A 19588-nucleotide genomic window follows, 5' to 3' on the forward strand; every position below is an offset into this window, starting at 1 on the left:
GGATGCGCCATGGCGCGTGAATTCGGCAAGCACCAGTTCGGCATGTGGTCGGACGACGACTTCCTCAACCGACCACGGTTCGACAAGATGCTCTACGGCGTCTTGATCGACCAACCGTCGTTCAATCAGGCCGGCGTCGCACCGCTGAACCTCCGACGGCTAGCGAAGGCTATGCGCGATACCGACATCGAGCCGTCTGAGGATGAGCTCTTAGCGGCGTTCGCGCGCCTCGAGGCCGACCGCTATGTGTTCCTCGATCTGGACACCGGCGAAGTCCTGCTCCGCACGATGATGCGTTCAGACGGCGTCGACTCGAAGCCTACAGTCCTCGTTGGCGCCCTCCGTAAGGCATTGCAGACTGAATCCGCCAAGCTGCGGGCAGTCCTGCGTGACGAGGTTGCGCGGATTGAGCTGCCGGACGTGAAAGGTGACGGCCCACAGGCGAAGCGGCTCCGTGAGCAACTCCCCGAAATGGTGTCCCAGATCATGACGAAGCTACCCGAGTGGACCGAAGAAATGGGGCGGATCGACTACGCGCCGCCGACCCCCTCGCGACCCTCTGCCAGACCGTCTCAAGAGGGTCACGTAGGCCCTCTGCCAGACCCTCACCGAGAGGGTCGTAAAAGCCCAGGTCGCCCAGACCCTCTCGCAGACCCTCAGCGAGACCCCCTCGTAGACCCCCGGTTTGCGGTTGCGGTTGCGGTTGAGTCGCCTACCGCTGTGGTTGAGAAAGAACCGCAAAAGCCGAAAACTGCGCCCAAGGGCGCGGCCAAGCCGAAAACGATCGAGCAGCAGGTCGCCGACTCGGTCTACGAGAGGTTGGGCAAGGCCGTGAACTTCATGGGTCTGCGAGGCGTGGTGAAGTGGGCGATCCACGAGCGGGGTTCCGATCCGCAGCGGGTTGAGGCGGCATGCGTCGCGGTGCACGGGCTGGGCAAGCCCATCACCCGCCAGGTCATAGATCAGTGCCTCGACGGCAAGTTCGGTCCGATCCGGGTTGGTGACGGTCCGGCGGTCGAGGGCCGCGACTTCATCGACTATCCGGGCGTAGTCCGCGATGCCAGCGGGCAATTGCCGAAGGGATTCTGCGAACGATGACGATCGCTGTAGGGCATTCAGGCACGCTCGCCTCGTGCCCGGCGTGCGCCGAACGTGACGGCTGGGCTCAGGCGTCGGGGTTGGGTTATGCGGCGCAGGTCATCTGGCATGAGGCCGAGTCCGAGGACGACCTCGATCTGGCCACTTTGTGCGAGTACGTCGCGGAGGCTCACCGCCCAGATGTCCACGGCCGGTGCGCCGAATGCGGGGAGCTGTGGCTGCCGGCAACGGAGTTCCCGAACCTTGGCGGACTGCGGTGCAGCGCCTACGTCGAGGCTCAGCAACTCAAGAACGAGTGGCTTGCCGGGCGTGTGCGCCGGATCGTCGAGCGGTGGGCCCGGTGAGCGACTTCTCCGACCCGGCCGCTGAGACCGCGGTGCTCGCCGCAGCACTGGCGCAGAAGCAGGTTGTCCCGGCGGTCGTAGCGCTTGAGAGCAGCGTGTTTACCGTTCCCACCCTCCGGCTGGTGCACGACGCGATCAAACAGCTCGCCTCAGGCAGTGACCCTCTGGACCATGCGACAGTCGCCAGACGGGCCAGTCAGGGGGCAGTAAGTCGCGAGCAGGCGACTGCGGTGGACCGCTCCGTGATGGACCTCATTGGGAAGGGAGACGACTACGCGGTCAGCTTCTACCTCGATCGGCTCACCTCGCTGCACACCGCGCGGCAGGCGCACGCGACGGTGCAGCGGTTGGGCCAGATGGTCAACGAATCGCTACGGCTGGACGATCCGACGGTGCTCGAGCAGGGGGTCGCGCGCGCTGTCGAGGACCTTCAGGCCCTCGGGGTCGGGCATGAGCCGACCGAGGCGGATCGGCCGATGAGCCTCAATGAGCTGCTGGACAAGAAGTTTGAGCACCGCTGGTTGATTCCGGACTTGCTGGAGGTGACTGACCGGTTGGTGATCACCGGTTTCGAAGGCACCGGCAAGTCGTATCTGGTGGCGCAGCTGGTCATGTGCATTGCCGCCGGCTTGCATCCGTTCCTCGGGGTGCCGGTTGCTGATCATGCACAGGTGTTGGTGATCGATGCTGAGAACTCGGAGCGGCAGACCGCCCGTCGGTATCGCCACATTCGCGACATCATCGAAAAGCAATGCGCCAAAGTGGGTTCGGCGGTTCCGGATTGGGGGGAGAAGGTCCGGTTCGTGATCCGACCGGAAGGTATCGCGCTCAACGAATCCCGGGTGATCCGCAGCATTGAACGGGCGATCGCTGCCACCCAGCCGCAATTCGTAGCGATGGGCCCGCTGTATCGGCTACACCGGCTCGATACCCGCGACGAGCAGGCCGCGAAGGAACTCACCGACGCGATCGATCGACTACGGGTGAAGTACCAATTCGCCGTCGTCGCCGAGGCGCACGTCGCGCATGGGCAGGCCGGGGCACAACGTGCCCTGCGACCGACCGGGTCGTCGTTGTTCCTGCGGTGGCCCGAATTTGGGTACGGATTACGTCCGGCGCTCGGGCAGGAGAAGGAAGAACATCCCAGTCGGGTCGAGCTGGCGCCTTGGCGCGGAGGCCGCGAAGACCGCATGTGGCCGCGCACATTGCAGCACTCGATCACCATGCCCTGGGGCAACGGCGACCCCGACTACTACCAGGAGGCCAAACGCCGTGGATACGTCTAACCCCTCAGAGCTCGACAAGCCAACCCGCACAACCAACGTAGGGAGTAACCGCATGACCACCACCTCACCCAACCTCGCGACCGACCGACTCATCGAGGCCTCACGCCGGTTCGCGAGTGTTACCGACTGGGCCGTGGACGCGCTCAGCGCACACGACATCTACTCCGACGAGTACGGAGAACTCGAGCTGATCTGTGAGTACTTGCCGCCGCTGAAGACCGCCCTGCGGGCCTTCACTCACTACTCCGATGGGCGCCCCGTCAGCAGCGAGATCGAAATCGAGGTCGGGCTCGTTCACAGCCAACTGTGGCCCGCAGCCCCGACGACAATGGAAGAACGGCTCGAGTACGAATCCCGGCTACCGGTCGACCCGGGCCAACCAGACCGCGGCGGCTACCGGCTCTACGTCAACGATCTCGCGTGCCGGATGCGTGTGGAGTTTCTGCCGGCCAAGCCGAACCTCGTGAGCCTGCCATGAGTGTCTGGGTATCAGCGTGGAGTGTCGGTTGCGACGATGATCAGCACTACTCCCGGGATGCGCTCAGTTATGAGCACTCTGGAATCTTTCCTTCCCCCAGCGACAAACCGGCCGAGATTATCCTCGCCTACATTCCGGGATTCGTTCGGCGAACTGGAACCGAGAACGTCGAGCATGACGACTTTCCATCGGCCCCATACTTGCGACTCGACATCGCTTCGTGGATAGAAGACCATGGCCGCCCGATGGTGCGGCCGGGCGCGACCGTGGTCCTTACACGTGCGGGAGCTGAGCAACTTCGAGACCGACTCGCCAGGTGGCTAGAACTGGGTTCCTATGCGGAGGACAGGCGATGATGAATTCGATCGGCAAGTGGTGGCGAGTCCATCCGAGGCTGCGCTTGTTCTGTTGGGGCCTACGCAATCCGACCTATCCGGTTCCACCGTGGCGCGATGATCCGGAGGCCGAAGCCCTGAGGCGAGTCGCTCTCGCGCCCATCCATATTCGCTATTGGATTGAGTACGGCGAGGCGCGTGGATGGCTGCTACCCGACTGGCGAGACAAGACTGACGACGTCGGGGCGTTCAAATATGTCAAGGCGAAGAGGGATATCAATCTGGGCCGCGCTGGCGCATGGTCGGTGACCGTGGATGACGACGCCACCGACCCGGAGGGGCAGCCTTACGCCTCTACCAATGCCTTCTTTGATGGAGGTGAGGACATATGCGTGCGGGACCGCTCATGGGGAATGTCCCTCGACACCGCACTGCGGCCAGGTGGCTCCAACGATGAGTGATTCCAGCTACATGAAGTCCTACCGCATCCTCACAGGTAAGACCACGCGACTGTCGGTGCCCACGCGACTGATCGGTCGCTTGTGGCGTGACGGCGGCGAAACCACCAGGGCAATGCTGTCGGTGGCGCTGGAGTCAGACGTCCTCGATGCATGCGTTCGGGTGGATGCCCACGGACCCGCCAAGGGCACTGGCAAGGGAAACCCGTTGAACTACAGCGGCCGACGAGGACCAGCCGAGCGTGAGCCGGACGAGGTCGACTCGGTCGTCATTGAGCGGATACTGGCCGGCGACCGATTGCTGAGCACAACCCGCGCCGAACGAGACGTGCTGATCGGCAAGCTCACCGATCGCGGACTCAGCGCTGCGATGATCGCCCGCCGGCTCGGTATCGCTCAGCGCACAGTCACCAGGATTCGCACACAAGCGAAAGAGGGAGAGTCATATGTCCGATGATCTCTACCTGTCACGCAACGAGATTCAACAGCTGTCCACGCAGCTTCGCGCCCTGCGTAGTTGGGTGTGCAGAGACCTCGACGACGCAGTGTGCCGGCAGGTCGAACATGGCGGACAGTCGGAGGTGAAACCCACCTCCGACGAACAGCCGCTGACCTTCAATGAACACGCCTCCAGCATTGCGACGCACCTACACGACACGCTGGCCCGCTGGGTCGACCTCATTTGCACCCAGCGCGAACGGCCATGGCCCGGAAATCTGACGACCAGCCAATACGCCACCTGGCTCGACCGTCACCTTGTCGATCTCGCAGTCATGCCCGAAGCGGGACGAGCGGACCGAGAAATCACTGAAGCGCTACGTCGGGCTCTCCGCGCGATCGACCGTCCTCGAGACTCCGAGTTCATCGGCCCGTGCCAATCACCGAGCAAGACTGTGCGCTGCGACGGACTGTATGTGCGACCCGGGGCAACGACGTTGGCCTGTTCGCTGTGCGGAATGCGTTCCGATGTCGAGAAGGTTCGAGAACAAACCAACCGGGCGGTCGCTGACCGACTTTACCTCAGCCACGAACTATCCTCCGCGCTGAGCATCATCACCGGCACGAAGGTGCCCTTCGAACGAGTCCGGAACTGGGTACGCCGCAACAAGCTCAGCGTCGTGTCCTCCACCGCGGACGGCGACCTCTATCGCCTCAGCGACGCACTAGAATTGCTCCAGAGGTCCCAGGAACGACAGCGAGGGAAAGCATCATGAAAATCCCCGACACCAAGGCCGCCTTCCGTCGCTATGACCTTCAGCGTGACCCCGTGGACCACAGCATGGTCCCGGTCCTGCCAGAGAACCCCGACTTCGTGCATGCCGTCGACATGGAGAAGACTGGACACTACCGTCCCCGAAGCCTGCGGCAGCTTGATTCGATGCGCGACCCCATCTTCGCCGAGTATTCCTTCCAGTACGTTGCGCTCTGTGACCGGTCGGTTCGGGTAATCCTGCCGCTGCCGTTCGACACCGAGGGCGAGGATGTATGCCCACAGTGTGCTCGTTGGCTCGACCTGCGGGCCGTCAATCCCGCCGATTATCAGCGCCAACGCCATGAGTGGCTGCAAGACAAATATGCCCGCGAAGATGAGTGGAGAAACGTCGAGGACTGGAAGTACTTTCACGGAGACGGCGCTTGACCAGAGGGCCGTGCTAAGCTGAGCCCGCTAGGGCGGTGAACTGGCAAACCATCCGTCCTAATCAACAAACACCATCCCCGGACACCAACAGGTGCCGGGGATGAGTCGTATGTGGAGGAGGCCGAATGAGCACCGGCCGCAACACGACCATCCGAGATCGCCACCGCAAGATCATCGCCCGCGGCAAACCACCCTGCGGCATCTGCCACCAACCCATCGACTACGACATCACCGACCACCTCGACCCCGCCGCCTACGTCGTCGACCACATCGTGCCCATCAACGCCGGCGGACCCGACACCCTCGACAACAAGCAAGCCGCGCACAGAGGGTGCAACCGGACCAAGAGTGACCACCTCCCCGAGGAACTGACCCCCGCCGGGGGTGCACGAGTGTTCGAGACCACCCGCACCTGGTGAGGGGGTGGGGGAGGTACCCCCATCGCCGCAGTTCAGCGCCACCCAAGGCATAGGCAATCCTCCCCCCGAAGACCCCCCTCCCCCCTGGCCCGAAAGGAGTCCGGCAATGGCAGACCATCTACGCGCCGTGGCTCCCGACGAGAAGCTGGAGCCAGCCAAGCCCCTCGCCGCGCCGACCTTGCTCGAGGCGGTGGAGTCGGGGGACGTTTTGGCGATCATGAAGGCGCAGCGACGAATCATTGCGAAGTCGCTCTCGGAGGCCTCGGAGAATACGCGCCCGCAGTACAGCAACGAACTGAACAAGCTGAACAGGCTGATCGCAGAGGAGGAGTCTCGACAGTCGGTGTTGGCGAAGGATACGTCGATCGTGGTTCCCCTTGAGTCCGAGTCCTGGGACGCTTCCGGCTACTAATCGCCGACCACTGTCAGAGGTCGCACGGCATGTCGTTGTCCCAGAGGGGATTGTCGCCAGTGAGTGGCCTTCGGTGCGCCGCACGTGCCGGAACCTCGGATGGGACTTCGATGGATGGCAGGACGGCGCATCAATGCTCGCTCTGTCGCTGCGATCGGATGGCGAATATGCCGCTGACCATATCGTCATCAGCATTCCGCGCCAGGTTGGCAAGACTTACCTGATCGGCTGCATCATCTTCGCCCTGTGTCTAATGAAGCCGGGCTTGAAGGTGATCTGGACCGCCCAGGTCAAGGACACGGCGCTGGAGACGTTCGAGAAGTTCTACGACATGTCGCAAGGGCCGCAACTGAAGCCGCACATCGCGGCGACGCCACAGGGCAAGGGCGACGAGGCGATCGAGTTCCACAATGGCTCAAAGATCGAGTTCGGGGCGAGGGATTCGGGGTTTGGTCGCGGCCGCACAGACGTTGATGTGCTGGTGTTCGATGAGGGGCAGCATCTTTCGTTGCAGGCTCTCGAGAATATGGGCGCCGCCCAGAACGTGGCTTCGAATCCGCTGTGTTTTGTCATGGGGACGCCGCCGAGGCCGCAGGATAAAGGCGAGTTCTTCACGTTGATGCGTGACGAGGCGATCGCAGGCGAGTCGGAAGGCACGCTGTATATCGAGATGTCGGCGGATCGTGGCTGTGACCCGATGGACCGAGCGCAGTGGCGCAAGGCGAACCCTTCGTTCCCGCATCGAACCTCAGAGCGCGCAATGCTGCGTCTAAGGAAGAAGCTGCGTAACGAGGATTCCTGGCGCCGTGAGGCTCTGGGCGTCTGGGACGAGGGGGCGCAGGCGATTGTGACGCCAACCCGATGGCGTGGCCTGACCAATCTCGGCCCTCCCGACGGCACTGCGCCTGCCTCGCTTGGTGTCGCCGCGCATGACGGCCAGTTCTCGGTGATTGGCTGTTGGGCTGATGACGAGGATCGGCATGTCGAGGAGGTGTTCGCGCATCTTCGGCTGGATCTGGTGGCTGATTGGGTGGCGGCTGCTGCTCGGCGTCGGATTCCGGTGTTGGTGCCGAACTATGGTGCCGCTGCGCCATTGTTGCCGATGTTGCAGGCAAAGCGGGTGAATGTGAAGTCGGCGAGTTCGGGTGACGTTGGTCGTGGCTGTGAGCTGTTGGTGGCTGGCTGCAAGGCTGGTTGGTTGACTCACGCAGATCAAGTCGCACTGGCTGATTCGATCGCTGGGGCGCGCAAGAAGCTCGGCCGTGATGGCGCGGCATGGACATTCGACTTGAAGACGTCGACGCAGAACGCGGCGGCCATGGGGATCGCGCTGGCGTTGGCTGGGGCGGCAAAGACGAGACCGCGGCGGCAGGTTGGCGAGAGGAGGGCGACCGTATCGTGAACGACACCCTCGCCATTCCTGGCCTGACTGATGACGAGCAGCGTACGGTGTCCCGGCTGTATACACAGCTGAAGGAGAAGGAGCTGCGGAATCTGTTGCGGTCGTCGTATTACGACGGGAAGCGCGCGATTCGTCAGTTAACTCCTGTTGTGCCGCCGGTCTATTACAGCCTGGGGATTGTGCTTGGGTGGACGGCCAAGGCTGTCGACGCACTGCTGCGGCGATGCACGCTGGAGACGATCGAGTGGCCTGGTGGCGATCTTGAGTCGCTGGGGTATACCGAGCTCGTCGACAACAATCATCTGCGGCCCACAGTGAAGGGCGGCCAGGTCAATTCGCTGCTTCACGGGGTGTCGTGGATCATCAACACCGTCGGCGGTGAGGGTGAGCCGAAGTCGCTGATCCACACCAAGGATGCGTTGTCGGGTACGGGGACGTGGAATGCGCGCGCACGTCGCCTCGAGGACTTCCTGTCGATCACTTCGCTCGACGATGACGGCAACCCGAACGGCGTTGCCCTGTATCTGCCGGGCCTGGTGGTGGAGTGTTGGAAAGACGGCGTATGGCAGGTGTCCCGGTCTGCTCACGTGTGGGGTATTCCGGTGGAGCCGATGGGTTTCAAGCCGTGGACTCGTGATTTCGGGGCGTCGCGGATCTCTCGACCGCTGATGTCGTTGCAGGATCGGGCAACATCGGCGGTGGTCCGGCTCGAGGGCCACATGGATGTCTACAGCTTCCCCGAGATGTGGATGCTGGGCGCCGACTCCACGATTTTCAAGAATCCTGATGGGACACCGAAGGCTGATTGGCGAGTCATGCTGGGGCGTATCAAGGGCGTCCCCGATGACGACGAGGCATTGCCCGAACTGGCGCGCGCGGATGTGAAGCAGTTCCCCGCGCAGTCGCCGGCGCCACACTTGGCTGCTCTGAACGCCTACGCGAAGCTGTTCGCCCGTGAGTCGGGGCTGCCCGATTCGGCGCTGGCGATCACCGACTACAGCAATCCGACGAGCGCGGACGCTTATGCGGAGTCGCGGGAGGATCTTATTGCCGAGGCCGAGGGGGCGACCGATGACTGGTCGCTGCCGATCCGCCGGGCAGTAGCCCGCGGGCTGGCGATCCAGAACGGAATGAAATCGGTCCCCCCGGAGTGGGCGACGATGGAAACTCGTTGGCGGTCTCCGTTGTTCCAGTCTCGCGCCGAAGCGGCCGACGCGGGCACGAAGCAGATTGCTTCAGTTCCGTGGCTTGCGGAGACTGAGGTGGGTCTGGAGTTGATCGGGATGGACGGTCAGCAGATTCGGCGGGCCCTGGCTGATAAGCGCAAGGCGGCCGGAGGTTCGCTACTGGACAAGTTGCGTGCTCAGTCGGTCCCGACGCAGCAGGTAAACGATGGCAACGGCGACGGAACTTCACAGCCTGATCGTCCAGCTGAGTGACAACGCGGAGCGCGATCTGGCGCTCCTGTGGGCTCAGCTAGATCGGGTAACGGTGCGTGACAGCCTGATGGATGTCTTACCGGCACTCGTTGGCCAGTACGGCGACGCATCCGCGGCAGTGACGGCCGAGTGGTACGACGAGTACCGCGCCGACCTGAATGTGCGCGGCACCTATGCCGCCGATCTCGCCTCACCGGACCTCGGTGCGCAGGCGCTCGCCGGGTGGGGATCGCAGCTGGCGCAAATCAACTGGGACACCGCGCTCGCCCAGATCGCAGGCGGACTGATCAAGCGAGTAATGATCGCAAGCCGCGACACGATGACCTCAGCTACCTACGGCGACCCCCAGGCTCACGGATGGCAGCGCCAGGGCCGCGGCGAGTGCAACTTCTGCCGCATGCTGATCGGCCGGGGCGCCGTATACACCCGCAAGTCGGTCAACTTCGGTGCCCACGACAACTGCAAGTGCGTTGCGGTCCCCGCGTTCGGCGGCCGGCCTGTGCCGGTGAAGCCATACGAAGTGAGCGACCGCACCATCACCGACGCCGATCGAGCCCGCGTGAACGCGTGGATCTCGGCGAACCAATAGAAGACCCCCCTCTGGGGATAAGCGCCCACGGCAGCGCCCCAATGCCGGCCGATGTCCGACGGGACAGAAACGGGAGTTCTAATGAGCGACAACACCCTGCCTATTCATCCGCTGACCGGGATGCGGGCGATCGGATACACCCGCAAGGGCCCGATCTGGCCGGTTCTCGGCGGCTCCGAGGGTGGAGGGCACCCCAGTGGTGACGGCGGCGAAGGTGGCGAGCCTGACGGCGACGAGCCGAAAACCTTCACCCAGGACGAGGTGGATCAGATCATCGGCAGGACGCGCACCGAGGAGCGCCGCAAGGCTTCCCAGAAGTACGCCGACTACGACGACCTGAAGGCGACCGCGGCGGCCAAGAAGACCGCCGACGAACGGATTGCCGACCTCGAAAAGCAGAACGCGCAGTCGCAGGCGAATTCGCTGCGTCTCCGCGTGGCTGGGGATTACGGGATCAGCACCAAGCGCGGCGAGAACGGGGAACCGTCCGACGCCGAACTGTTTTTGACCGGCACCGACGAGGAAACCCTCACGGCGCAGGCGGAACGGCTGGCGGCTCGCGAAGAGGAACGAAAGAAGAACCAGCCCCACGTATCTCGTGAGGGCTACAACCCGCGTCCCAAGCCCGACAGCACCAAGGAGTTCCTTGCCGCGCTGACCGGGCGGGGGCAATAGTCACAAGGAGATAGATCATGGCCGTGCTCCAGAGCACCGATCTCTTCCTGCCGACGAACATCGCTTCCGGCATCGTCGAGAAGTCCAAGACGGGTTCCACCGTCTCGGCGCTCTCGGGCCAGGAGCCGATGCGTTTCGGCAAGACCGAGATCATCACCTTCGACGACGACCTCACCGCAGAGTTCGTCGAGGAATCCGCCGCCAAGGGCAGCGACGATGCCAAGCCAGGTCGCGTCACCGCCGTCCCACACAAGGCCGTCGTGCAGATGCGCACCTCGGACGAGTTCAAGTGGGAGGACGAGGACTACCAGCTCGGGATTCTCAGCAAGTACCAGGAGAAGTGCGCGCGCGCCATCTCCCGCGGCCTCGACCTCGGCCTGTACTACCGGCTGAATCCGCGCACCGGCACCGCCATCACCGGGTGGTCGAACTACCTCAACACGACCACCAAGCGGGTCGAGGCTGGGGCGAACGCCGACATCGACTTCGAGACCGCAGCCGGCCTAGTCATCGGCGCCGGATACTCGGTCAACGGCGTCGCATTCGACCCGAAGTATGCGTGGACGCTGTCGACGGCCCGCTACACCGACGGCCGCAAGAAGTACCCGGAACTCGGCCTCGGCGCGGGCATTTCCTCGTTCGAGGGAGTGAACGCGTCGGTGTCGACGACCGTGTCGGGTAAGCCGACCGACGGCGACACCACCGACAACAAGGTCCGCGCGATTCTCGGCAACTTCCAGGGCGGTATCCGCTGGGGCGTCCAGAAGTCGTTCCCCTTCCGGATGCTTGAGTTCGGCGACCCGGACAACGCGGGCCGCGACCTCGCCGGCCACAACGAGATCCTGTTCCGCACGGAGATCGTGTACGGCTGGTACGTCTTCGCCGACCAGTTCGCGGTCATCGAGGATCTGGTGGCGTGATGCGTCTCCGCCACACTGGCAACGGTGCAGTCGTGAACGTCGACGACGAACTCGGCAACACGATGCTGGGCGGCGCATGGGAGTCGGCAGACAAGCCGAAGCCCGCACGCCGCCCCACCAAGAAGGCTGACGAGGATGCCAGCGGTCACGATCACGACTGACGATCTCGCGCCGTTCGCAACGATCGAGCCGGCCAAAGCTCAGGCGATGATCGTGGACGCGTTGGGGATGGCGAAGCTGCTGGCGCCGTGCATCACCGAGGACGATTTCGCGTACCCGGATGCCGCGAAAGCGGTAATCCGGGGCGCGATCCTCCGGTGGAACGACGCCGGTACCGGGGCGATCACAACGAAACAGGCTGGCCCCTACCAGCAGGTGATTGACTCGAATACGCGGCGCAACAACCTGTTCTGGCCGTCGGAGATCACTCAACTTCAGACGATGTGCAAGACCTCGTCGGAAGTGTTCGCACTCGACACTGCACCGTCGGGCCGCCGCGGACACTCCGTCTGGTGCTCGATCGGACTGGGTGGGGACTCGTGCTCGTGTGGCGCGAACCTCACCAATTTCGAGTACCCCCTATGGGAAACCGACTGTGGCTGAGTTCCCCCTCCTGTTCACTGTCGGCCACCGCATCTATTCGGCCGGCGCCGAGGATGACTGGGGTAACACGGTGTCCGGGTGGGCTGATCCCGTCGACAAACCTGTCTACGGGTGGGGCACGCCAGTGACCTCGGAGCCGAAGTTGGCTGGGCATGACCGCGACGTGGTGGAGATCGAGTTGCTGGTGCCGCCAGGGTTCGAGTGCTCACCGCGCGACCGCATGGTGCTCGAAGGTGAAGAGTATGAGGTCATCGGCGGCACGGAGATGTACGACCACAATCCGTTCGGCTGGAATCCGGGCGGGGTGATCAATCTGAAGGCGGTGAATCCGTGAGAATCGACTGGAACACCGAGGAGTTCAAGAACATTCGCTACGGACGCACATCGGAGATCGTGGGCGAGCTCGAGAAGCATGGTGAGCGAGTCGCGGCGACGGCGAACGCGAAAGGAAAGGGCACCTACGTGATGGGTTCTCGCCCAGGCGTTGCTCGACCACAGGGACGCCACCGCGTCACAGTGGTCACCGGTGATGCTAAGGCGATGATCGACAACGCCCGACACAACACCCTCATCAGGGCGCTCGGGTCGGGATAGTGGCCCGTTCAGTGGTGGCGGCAGCTCGCGCGGTTGCCGTCTCCGGGTTGCCGGGCGTGCCGGTGTCGCAACGCGTTACCTCGGCGCCGCCGCGGTTTGTGCGGATCTCTCGGGCTGGCGGTCCGCGTGACCGGTACATCGATCGGGCGTTGATCCTGGTCGAGTGCTACGCCTCCACAGCCGCCGGCGCCCCGGATGGTCCACAGGCTGAGGCGGATGCGACGGCGCTGCTCGACGCTTTCGAGGTCGCCGCTAGCGGTGGCCCCTGGGCAGGATTATGGGTGTCTGATTGGGAACCCGGCGGACTCGTCGACTACGAGAACCCGCAGTACCCGAAGCATTCCCGATTCCAGTTCACGGGAACGCTTTTCGTGCTGCGTATCTGAGTTTCAACTGAATATCACCCTTTCACAGCTCCTGACCGAGACGCCTGAAAGGGGCACCCATCATGGGAAACGTTCAACACGCCTTCGTGGCACAGTCGATCGATGGCGGTGTGTACTGGCGAGGTCCGCTCGGCGCAACCTTGCCAACCGAGCCGGTCGAAGAGGCCAGTGATGTCAATGCATCGCTGAAAGATCAGGGCACCGCAGCCAAGGATGGTCTGTCGGTCGGCATCACCCGCACCTCGAACGATGTGCAGGACTTCGACGGCGGCCTCTACATCGACATCCAGACCGAGTACAACGGCACCTTCAAGATCAAGTTGCTCGACGTCGACAGCGCCGAGGTGAAGAAGACCGCTTTCGGCGACGCCAATGTGACCGTCACTCCGGCGACCGCCACCAAGGGCGCCCGGTACCACGTCAAGCACAACTCGGCGCAGCTTCCGATCGGCGCGCACGTGTTCGCCTGCAAGTACGGCAACAAGTACAAGACGTGGGTCATCGAGAAGGGCCGCGTGTCGGAGATCGCCGAGTTCAAGGCCGAGTCGCAGGATGCGATGGGTCTCGAGCTGACGATCAAGGCTTTCCGCAACGCTGCCGGCAACTACGTCGAGGAGTACGGCGATATCGACGGCGTACCCACCTCGTAGGTCTTAGTCCTGGCCCGGCGGGTGTCTTCCACCCCTTTGGTCAGGAGCTGTGGCCTCGCCGGGCCAGGCTTCGCTCCTGACTGAACCCCTTCCATCACGAAAGGCTCCTGACCATCATGTCTGTCCCCGAAGGCTATTCGGCCCCGCCCGTCGACGAGAACATTTGCAAGCTCGCCATCCCGGTCCCCGGCCGCGAACAACCGATCCTCGTCGAGCTGCCGCGCATCAACTGGATGCCAGGCCCCGAGGTAAAGAAGTACCGGGAGTGGCTGACCCCTTACGGTGAGGCCGAGGCGAAGTGGATGAACTGGATCGCCGAGAACTCCACCAAGCCCGAAGCCGACCAGGACCCGAAGCCTGAGGGCGTCGAAGAGCTGCTCGACGGATTCCAGCAACGCGAGGTCACCCTGCGCTGGCTCAAGCCGTATGTGTCGACCGCCGATTACCGGGCGCTTATGGACAAGATCCCCGACGGAATGGTCGAGTGGATCAAGCAGCAGCTCAGCGATCCCTCTATCGCCGTGGGGGAATCCTCGGCCTCCACCGACTCCTGACCGAGTACGGGGAGGCCGTCGAGTACGACTGCATCGGCCACGGACACGGGTTGCGACTCCGGGACCTCGGTAAGCCGTGGTTCGCGTGGGCCGACCTGCGTGCCATAGTCCGTCGCGCGAACACTGATCCGCGGATGGAACTTCATCGCGCGGTAGACCCGAACTGGCAGTGGAACGATCCGACCACCAGGCTCCTCGGTGAGATCGCCACCGTGCAATCCGAGCGCCGATACTTCGCCATGTCGCAACTGTTCGAGAGCCCCGATGACATTCCGAAGATGTACTGGATGGCCATCTACGGCCCGAAAGATTCATCCGAGCAGGTGGCATCCGAACCCGACGGCCGGCCCAACGAAGTCGACGAGGCGCGGGCAGTGGCGGCAGGGTTCAGGAAACGGTGACTACCGTCCCGCCAAAAACGTTCTTCACTTGAGCCGCAGCAACCCCGAATTGATTGAAGTCGACGAGCCAATTCGCCCCTATCAGGAGATAGGTGCGATCTCCTGATATCCGATTCACCACGCTCTGGTGATTCCTCACTGCGGCAATACCAGCAGTCGCGTTGGCGGTGGTGGGCCAAACCGTGATGGAAACCTTTATCCCGTCACCCCCATTGCCTGGAAGTGTGCAGCTCCCAGCATCGGACGGGGACGTCTGGGTCGTCGTGACGTCGCAATTAACGCCGTGGCGGCTGAGGTCCACTCCGAGTTCCTCGGCGGATTTGTAGATCCGTTCGCCTGGATTCGTCTGGCTCGCCGGAGATGCAACCTGCGACGAAGAGGGCTTGTCGGTCTGAGTGCTGCCGCAACCGGACAGGAGGGCGGCCATAGCAGCGGCGAGCCCGATAACCAGGCGGAATGTCCGTTTCATCCCGACATCGTAATGCCCCAAGGAGGTGCGCGTGACCGAACTTGCCGTTGCGTACGTGTCGATCGTGCCGGAGACGAGCCGTATCGCTCCGGGTATTCGTGCGGCTCTGAATCAGGGGGAGTCGGCGGCTTCGGCATCGGGCCAGCGCATGGGGTCGGCGATGTCGACGGCGATCGGCACGGCATTGGGTATCGGTGTCAGCAAGGCTGCTGGGCTGGCCACGCGCACCATCTCGGACGCACTCAAGGGCGGCTTCGAACGACTGAACACGCTCGAGAAGGCGAACATTCAGTTCCGCAACATGGGGCTGACTGCGTCGCAGGCGCAGCGTCAGATCAACGACCTCAACGACATCGTTTCTGGCACGTCGACATCGCTGTCGGATGCGGCGGGTGCAGCGGCGATGCTTGGTGGCGCGGGAGTGAAGTCCGGCAAGGATATGAATGACGCCGTGAAGGCGCTCGTGAATGTCTCGGCGGCATCAGGCGCCGCGGCCAAGGATATCGGTCTGGTCATGATGCAGATCAAGGCCTCGGGCAAGCTGATGGGCGGTGACGCGCTCCAGCTCGCGCAACGCGGGGTGCCCGTGTATGACCTGGTGGCGAAGTCCATCGGCAAGACGACCGCCGAGGTCCGCAAGATGGGCGAGCAGGGTGAGATCTCGTTCGACATGGTGGTCAAGGCCATCAACGACGGGACCGGCAACCTCGCGAAGGAGATGGGCGCAACACTGCCCGCAAAGCTCGCGAACCTGCGCACCGCCATGAACCGCCTGACCGCTGCGGGCATGGAACCATTTCTACTGCGGGCGAAGTCTGGTGCCACTGACCTGACTAACGCGGTCAACACGCTCACCCCGAAGGTTAAAGACTTCGCAATTGCGCTCGACGAGAAGATCTTCGATGAGTGGGGACCGAAGATCAAGGCTGCTCTCGAATCCTTCGAGAAGACCGGCTCGATCGACGAACTCAAGACGACCTTGATGGGCCTCTGGGATGCCATGAAGGACGGGATTCAGGCGACCTCGGGAATCAGGGCGTCGCTCATGCAGGCGTCCGCCGCACTGGGGGTTTCGGGTTGGCAAATCCTCCTTGTCGCGCTCCAGGCAGCGACGGGCGCGCTGAACGCACTAAATCCTTTGCTTTCGGGTCTGGGGAATCTGATGCAGTCGCATCAGGGGATCGTGACCGCACTGGCGGGAGCCTTCCTGCTTTTCAAGACCATCCCTGGGATTATGGGTCGGGTTACGACGTCGCTTGCCCCGATGGGTAGCGCACTGGCCACCGCTCGATCCTCGGTTGCCGGATTCGGCTCGGCGTGGCGAACGTCGATCGGCTATATGCAGCAGGCGAATCCCGCGATGTCTGGATTTGGCGCCGGCGTTCGCGTGTTGGGGGCGAATGCCGGTGCCGCCGCCAGGGGTGGCCTCGCGATGCTCAAGAACGCCGGTTCCGCGGTCGCAGGGGTCTTCGGTGGACCAGTCGGAATAGCCCTCGCCGCCGCAGCCACGTACGTGATGCTTGGGGTCTCTGCACACCAGGAGGCCGCACAGAAGGCACTGGCGCACTCCGACGCGGTCAAGGCGCTCGAGCAGTCTGAGTTGAAACTCGGGTCCGCGCTCATCAAGACGCGCGGCGAGATGTCCGATGATGCGTGGTCCGTTGCTACGCAACAGCTTGAGGCCTATCAGAAGACGTTGCAGACGACCGCCGACAAGCACCAGTCCACCTGGGACCAGCTGAAGAGTTTCGGCGGCATCGCAAAGCTGGCGCTCAACACGGAGGGCGCCAACAATTCGGCTGCCGAGCAGGCTATGGCCGCACAGAAGGCCATAGCTGACCTCGGGATGACCAATGACGATGTCGCCAAGCGTATGTACGGCACTCGCGACCAATACCTCTCGCTGTTCAACGAGCTGGTCCAGATGGGTGATGGCGGACGCAAGGCGGCGCAGGAGATCTCGCAGCTTCGGGCCGAGTTTGATCGTCAACAGGATCTTGCTCGCCGTGTCACGCCTGGAGTGACCGAACTCGGCGAAGCAATGCAGAAGATGGGGGACTCGTCATCCTCAGCAGCCGACAAGCTGAAGGCCCTCAAGGATGCGATGGATGCACTGAATCCAGCTCGCACGGAGGGTGATGCGATAGCCCGCCACAACGAGGTGCTGCAACAGGTCGCCCAGTCGACACAGGAGGCGATCGATCGAACCCGAGGATTCGGCGCGGCATTGCTCGATCAACAGCTTGGCGTCAACACCGCAACGTCGAACGGTCAACAGCTGTGTAAGTCGCTCGTTGACATCGTCGATGCCACGGCCGATGCAGCGGCGAGCGGCGCCAATCTCGCCGAGCGTCAGCAGGCGAACCAGGTTGCTTTGGCGCAGTTGGCCACACAGTACGGACTCACCACCGAGCAGATCCGTCGGGCGGCTGACCAGCTGGGGCTTGATGACATCGAGATCGTGGTTGCACTGAAGGGTGCACCCGAAACTCTTCAGCACATCGCCTCGATCTCCCAGGCGTGGAATGAAGTGCCGACACAGAAGACGGTGACGGTCCAGGCGGACCAGGTTACCGACGATACGCGGGCTATGTTGCAGCGGATGAATCTGACTGTGTCGCAGCCGATGAACGGTACGGTCACGATTACGGCGAATGATGCCCTGGCGCAGCAGCGTATTCAGATGATCACGCAGAACATGAGTGTTCTGAACGCGCTCAAGGCGAATCCGACGCTGGACCTGAACACTCTTTCCTTCACTGCAAACAACGACGCCGCACGCGCGGCACTTACCCAGTTGCAAGGCACCGAGGCAAACGCCAAGGCGGGTTTGATTATTCAGGATCTGTTGAATGGTCAGGCCGTGAGCATGACGAAGCTCGATGAGCTTCGGAACTCGACAACCAACCCGAGTGTGCAACTCGTCATCGACGAACTCCTGAAGAACGCTGCGATTGCGAACTCGACGCTCGATAGCACGTCGCGTGTGCGTGACGCCAACATTCAAGTGAACCTCGTTCCAGGTACGAACGGCGTCCCTGGTGCCTACCAGTTCGGTCTCAACGTGCCAACAGGCGCCGGAGCTGACGGCATGATCCGCCAGTACGCGAATGGCGGCATCAACGCCATGGAGCAGTACGCGAACGGCAAGCTCCCGAATCAGGCCGTACTCCAGAAAGCTATGCCGCACAGCTTGATTCAGTGGGCCGAACCGGAGACGGGCGGCGAGGCGTTCATCCCACTGGCAGGCTCGAAGCGGTCGCGGTCGACGGACATTCTGGCGGCGGTCGCGAAGATGTTCGGGTATGCGCTGGTGCCGCAGGGCAATCTTCCGTCCACGGTGTCGGGGATGCTGGGCTCACTGACGGGCGGCGCTCTGTCGCGGCTGATGGCGTTGACGGGTGTCGACAAGCTGGGCGTGACGGCGTACGCGAATGGCGGAATGGATGCTGCCGGGTTGCGCAAGCTGGCTGAGGGTCAGGGCGCGTCTCGTCCGCTGACTGGTGCGCCGTACGTATGGGGTGGTGTGAACTGGGGCGACTGCGCTGGGGCTATGTCGGCGTTCGCTCGTGCCGCTGTTGGTCTCGACCCGTTCGGTGGACGCTTCTCCACAGCATCAGAGAGCTCGCAGCTTCAATCGATGGGATTCACCCTCGGGCAGGGTTCGTCGGGTGATTTGCGGTTTGGCTGGTACAACGGCGGCGTCGGCGGCGGCCATACTGCTGGCACGCTGCCCGATGGCACGAATATCGAGATGGGCGGCAACAACGGCGGCGGCGCGCTGGGTGGCGGTGCCGTCGGTGCCGACTCACCGCAGTTCACCGACCACGCTTTCCTGACGATCGGCCCCGGTCTGCCGACGACGGGTACGGGCGCTACCGATCCGGGCGGGTTCGTCACACGCCCCGATGGCACGATCGTGTACCAGCCGGGCAACGGCAACTATGGCGCGACCGGCGGCGCTGGGTCGGGTTCGACGACCGGTAGCTCTGGGACGTCGATCTCGTCGCGGTTCGGCAGTGCGGTGGGAGCGTTCGTCGAGGGTCAGATCGCGGATGTGTTCCAGACTTTGGGCGCCAACGATTCTCCTGGCATTGTGAGTGCGATAGCTGATTACGAGAACGCGCAACGCTCTAAGCAGAGCGGTCAGGGCGTGGATACCTCAGCATTGAAGAAGAGTTACGACGATGCGGTGACCAAGTCGAATCGGCAGTTCGATGCGGATAAGGCGCGGATCGACGAGGATCTGAAGTCTCACAAGATCAATCAGGCTGAGCGTGACCAAAAGGTCGCAGACCTAACCAAGAAGCACGAGGACACTCTCGCCCAGGCCAAGCAGAAGTATGACCAGGCGACTAAGCCTCGATCCACCGATTCGTATGTGGTCGGGCGGTGTGGGATAGACGAAATGCCCTGTCTGCGTGACAGAATGAGACT

At 63.0% G+C, this 19588-nt stretch carries 25 protein-coding genes; 24 read left to right on the forward strand and 1 reads right to left on the reverse strand.

All coding sequences use genetic code 11. The features are described 5' to 3' along the window. The first annotated feature begins 9 nt into the window (after positions 1-9). The 23 genes from EF294_RS07295 (at position 10) to EF294_RS07395 (ending at position 14682) form a co-directional block, all read left to right on the forward strand. Positions 10-1098: a hypothetical protein gene (locus EF294_RS07295; protein ID WP_123927466.1), complete on the forward strand. Its 1089-nt coding sequence runs from the start codon at positions 10-12 to the stop codon at positions 1096-1098. Beyond that, on the forward strand, positions 1095-1442 hold the full coding sequence (locus EF294_RS21355) for a hypothetical protein (RefSeq protein ID WP_185090971.1): 348 nt from the start codon (positions 1095-1097) through the stop codon (positions 1440-1442). Before EF294_RS07295 ends, EF294_RS21355 begins: the two co-directional genes overlap by 4 nt. Further along, a complete protein-coding gene (locus EF294_RS07300; RefSeq protein ID WP_185090972.1) occupies positions 1439-2728 on the forward strand; it encodes an AAA family ATPase in 1290 nt (429 codons plus the stop codon). Before EF294_RS21355 ends, EF294_RS07300 begins: the two co-directional genes overlap by 4 nt. Positions 2729-2780: 52 nt before the next feature. Then, a complete protein-coding gene (locus EF294_RS07305; RefSeq protein WP_123927471.1) occupies positions 2781-3206 on the forward strand; it encodes a hypothetical protein in 426 nt (141 codons plus the stop codon). A gap of 352 nt (positions 3207-3558) precedes the next feature. Beyond that, positions 3559-4002: a hypothetical protein gene (locus EF294_RS07310; RefSeq protein WP_123927474.1), complete on the forward strand. Its 444-nt coding sequence runs from the start codon at positions 3559-3561 to the stop codon at positions 4000-4002. After that, complete coding sequence (locus EF294_RS07315) at positions 3995-4456, forward strand: helix-turn-helix domain-containing protein (RefSeq protein WP_123927476.1); 462 nt, start codon at positions 3995-3997, stop codon at positions 4454-4456. The genes EF294_RS07310 and EF294_RS07315 overlap by 8 nt, the downstream gene beginning before the upstream one ends. Next, positions 4446-5213 (forward strand): hypothetical protein, encoded by a 768-nt coding sequence (locus EF294_RS07320; protein ID WP_123927479.1) that lies wholly within the window; start codon positions 4446-4448, stop codon positions 5211-5213. Before EF294_RS07315 ends, EF294_RS07320 begins: the two co-directional genes overlap by 11 nt. Beyond that, the gene (locus tag EF294_RS07325) at positions 5210-5638 is read left to right on the forward strand and encodes a hypothetical protein (RefSeq protein ID WP_123927482.1); all 429 of its coding nucleotides are present in this window, start codon (positions 5210-5212) and stop codon (positions 5636-5638) included. Before EF294_RS07320 ends, EF294_RS07325 begins: the two co-directional genes overlap by 4 nt. 125 nt (positions 5639-5763) lie before the next feature. Further along, positions 5764-6057 (forward strand): HNH endonuclease, encoded by a 294-nt coding sequence (locus EF294_RS07330; protein WP_123927485.1) that lies wholly within the window; start codon positions 5764-5766, stop codon positions 6055-6057. 106 nt (positions 6058-6163) lie between these two features. After that, entirely contained in the window at positions 6164-6469 is a 306-nt protein-coding gene (locus EF294_RS07335) for a hypothetical protein (RefSeq protein ID WP_123927487.1), read from the forward strand. A 133-nt stretch (positions 6470-6602) separates the two neighbouring features. Beyond that, positions 6603-7871 (forward strand): terminase, encoded by a 1269-nt coding sequence (locus EF294_RS07340; protein ID WP_246007736.1) that lies wholly within the window; start codon positions 6603-6605, stop codon positions 7869-7871. Then, a complete protein-coding gene (locus tag EF294_RS07345; RefSeq protein WP_123927493.1) occupies positions 7868-9310 on the forward strand; it encodes a phage portal protein in 1443 nt (480 codons plus the stop codon). The genes EF294_RS07340 and EF294_RS07345 overlap by 4 nt, the downstream gene beginning before the upstream one ends. Then, a complete protein-coding gene (locus EF294_RS07350; protein ID WP_440717482.1) occupies positions 9264-9899 on the forward strand; it encodes a VG15 protein in 636 nt (211 codons plus the stop codon). The genes EF294_RS07345 and EF294_RS07350 overlap by 47 nt, the downstream gene beginning before the upstream one ends. Before the next feature lie 81 nt (positions 9900-9980). Then, positions 9981-10574, forward strand: a complete 594-nt coding sequence (locus EF294_RS07355) for a hypothetical protein (protein WP_123927499.1) — start codon at positions 9981-9983, stop codon at positions 10572-10574. Positions 10575-10591: 17 nt separating this feature from the next. Further along, on the forward strand, positions 10592-11494 hold the full coding sequence (locus EF294_RS07360) for a phage major capsid protein (RefSeq protein ID WP_123927502.1): 903 nt from the start codon (positions 10592-10594) through the stop codon (positions 11492-11494). Beyond that, entirely contained in the window at positions 11494-11655 is a 162-nt protein-coding gene (locus EF294_RS22430) for a DUF7302 family protein (RefSeq protein ID WP_425459405.1), read from the forward strand. The genes EF294_RS07360 and EF294_RS22430 overlap by 1 nt, the downstream gene beginning before the upstream one ends. After that, entirely contained in the window at positions 11630-12097 is a 468-nt protein-coding gene (locus EF294_RS07365) for a hypothetical protein (RefSeq protein ID WP_123927505.1), read from the forward strand. Before EF294_RS22430 ends, EF294_RS07365 begins: the two co-directional genes overlap by 26 nt. After that, complete coding sequence (locus EF294_RS07370) at positions 12090-12431, forward strand: hypothetical protein (protein ID WP_123927507.1); 342 nt, start codon at positions 12090-12092, stop codon at positions 12429-12431. The genes EF294_RS07365 and EF294_RS07370 overlap by 8 nt, the downstream gene beginning before the upstream one ends. Further along, a complete protein-coding gene (locus EF294_RS07375) occupies positions 12428-12691 on the forward strand; it encodes a hypothetical protein (RefSeq protein WP_123927510.1) in 264 nt (87 codons plus the stop codon). The genes EF294_RS07370 and EF294_RS07375 overlap by 4 nt, the downstream gene beginning before the upstream one ends. After that, entirely contained in the window at positions 12691-13077 is a 387-nt protein-coding gene (locus tag EF294_RS07380; protein WP_123927513.1) for a hypothetical protein, read from the forward strand. Before EF294_RS07375 ends, EF294_RS07380 begins: the two co-directional genes overlap by 1 nt. Before the next feature lie 62 nt (positions 13078-13139). Beyond that, positions 13140-13727 (forward strand): hypothetical protein, encoded by a 588-nt coding sequence (locus EF294_RS07385; protein ID WP_123927516.1) that lies wholly within the window; start codon positions 13140-13142, stop codon positions 13725-13727. A gap of 116 nt (positions 13728-13843) precedes the next feature. Continuing rightward, positions 13844-14281, forward strand: a complete 438-nt coding sequence (locus EF294_RS07390) for a hypothetical protein (RefSeq protein WP_123927519.1) — start codon at positions 13844-13846, stop codon at positions 14279-14281. Further along, positions 14212-14682 (forward strand): hypothetical protein, encoded by a 471-nt coding sequence (locus tag EF294_RS07395; protein ID WP_123927522.1) that lies wholly within the window; start codon positions 14212-14214, stop codon positions 14680-14682. The genes EF294_RS07390 and EF294_RS07395 overlap by 70 nt, the downstream gene beginning before the upstream one ends. On the opposite strand, the gene EF294_RS07400 is transcribed toward EF294_RS07395, so the two are convergent. Further along, positions 14669-15151 (reverse strand): hypothetical protein, encoded by a 483-nt coding sequence (locus tag EF294_RS07400; RefSeq protein ID WP_123927524.1) that lies wholly within the window; start codon positions 15149-15151, stop codon positions 14669-14671. The two genes, EF294_RS07395 and EF294_RS07400, sit on opposite strands and share 14 nt — an antisense overlap. Before the next feature lie 31 nt (positions 15152-15182). On the opposite strand from EF294_RS07400, the gene EF294_RS22435 reads away from it, so the two are divergent. Further along, positions 15183-19588 (forward strand): tape measure protein (locus tag EF294_RS22435; protein ID WP_148083262.1); only part of this gene is annotated, 4406 nt, incomplete at its 3' end.

It is taken from the genome of Gordonia oryzae (assembly GCF_003797185.1).
GTDB classification, from domain to species: Bacteria; Actinomycetota; Actinomycetes; order Mycobacteriales; family Mycobacteriaceae; genus Gordonia; species Gordonia oryzae.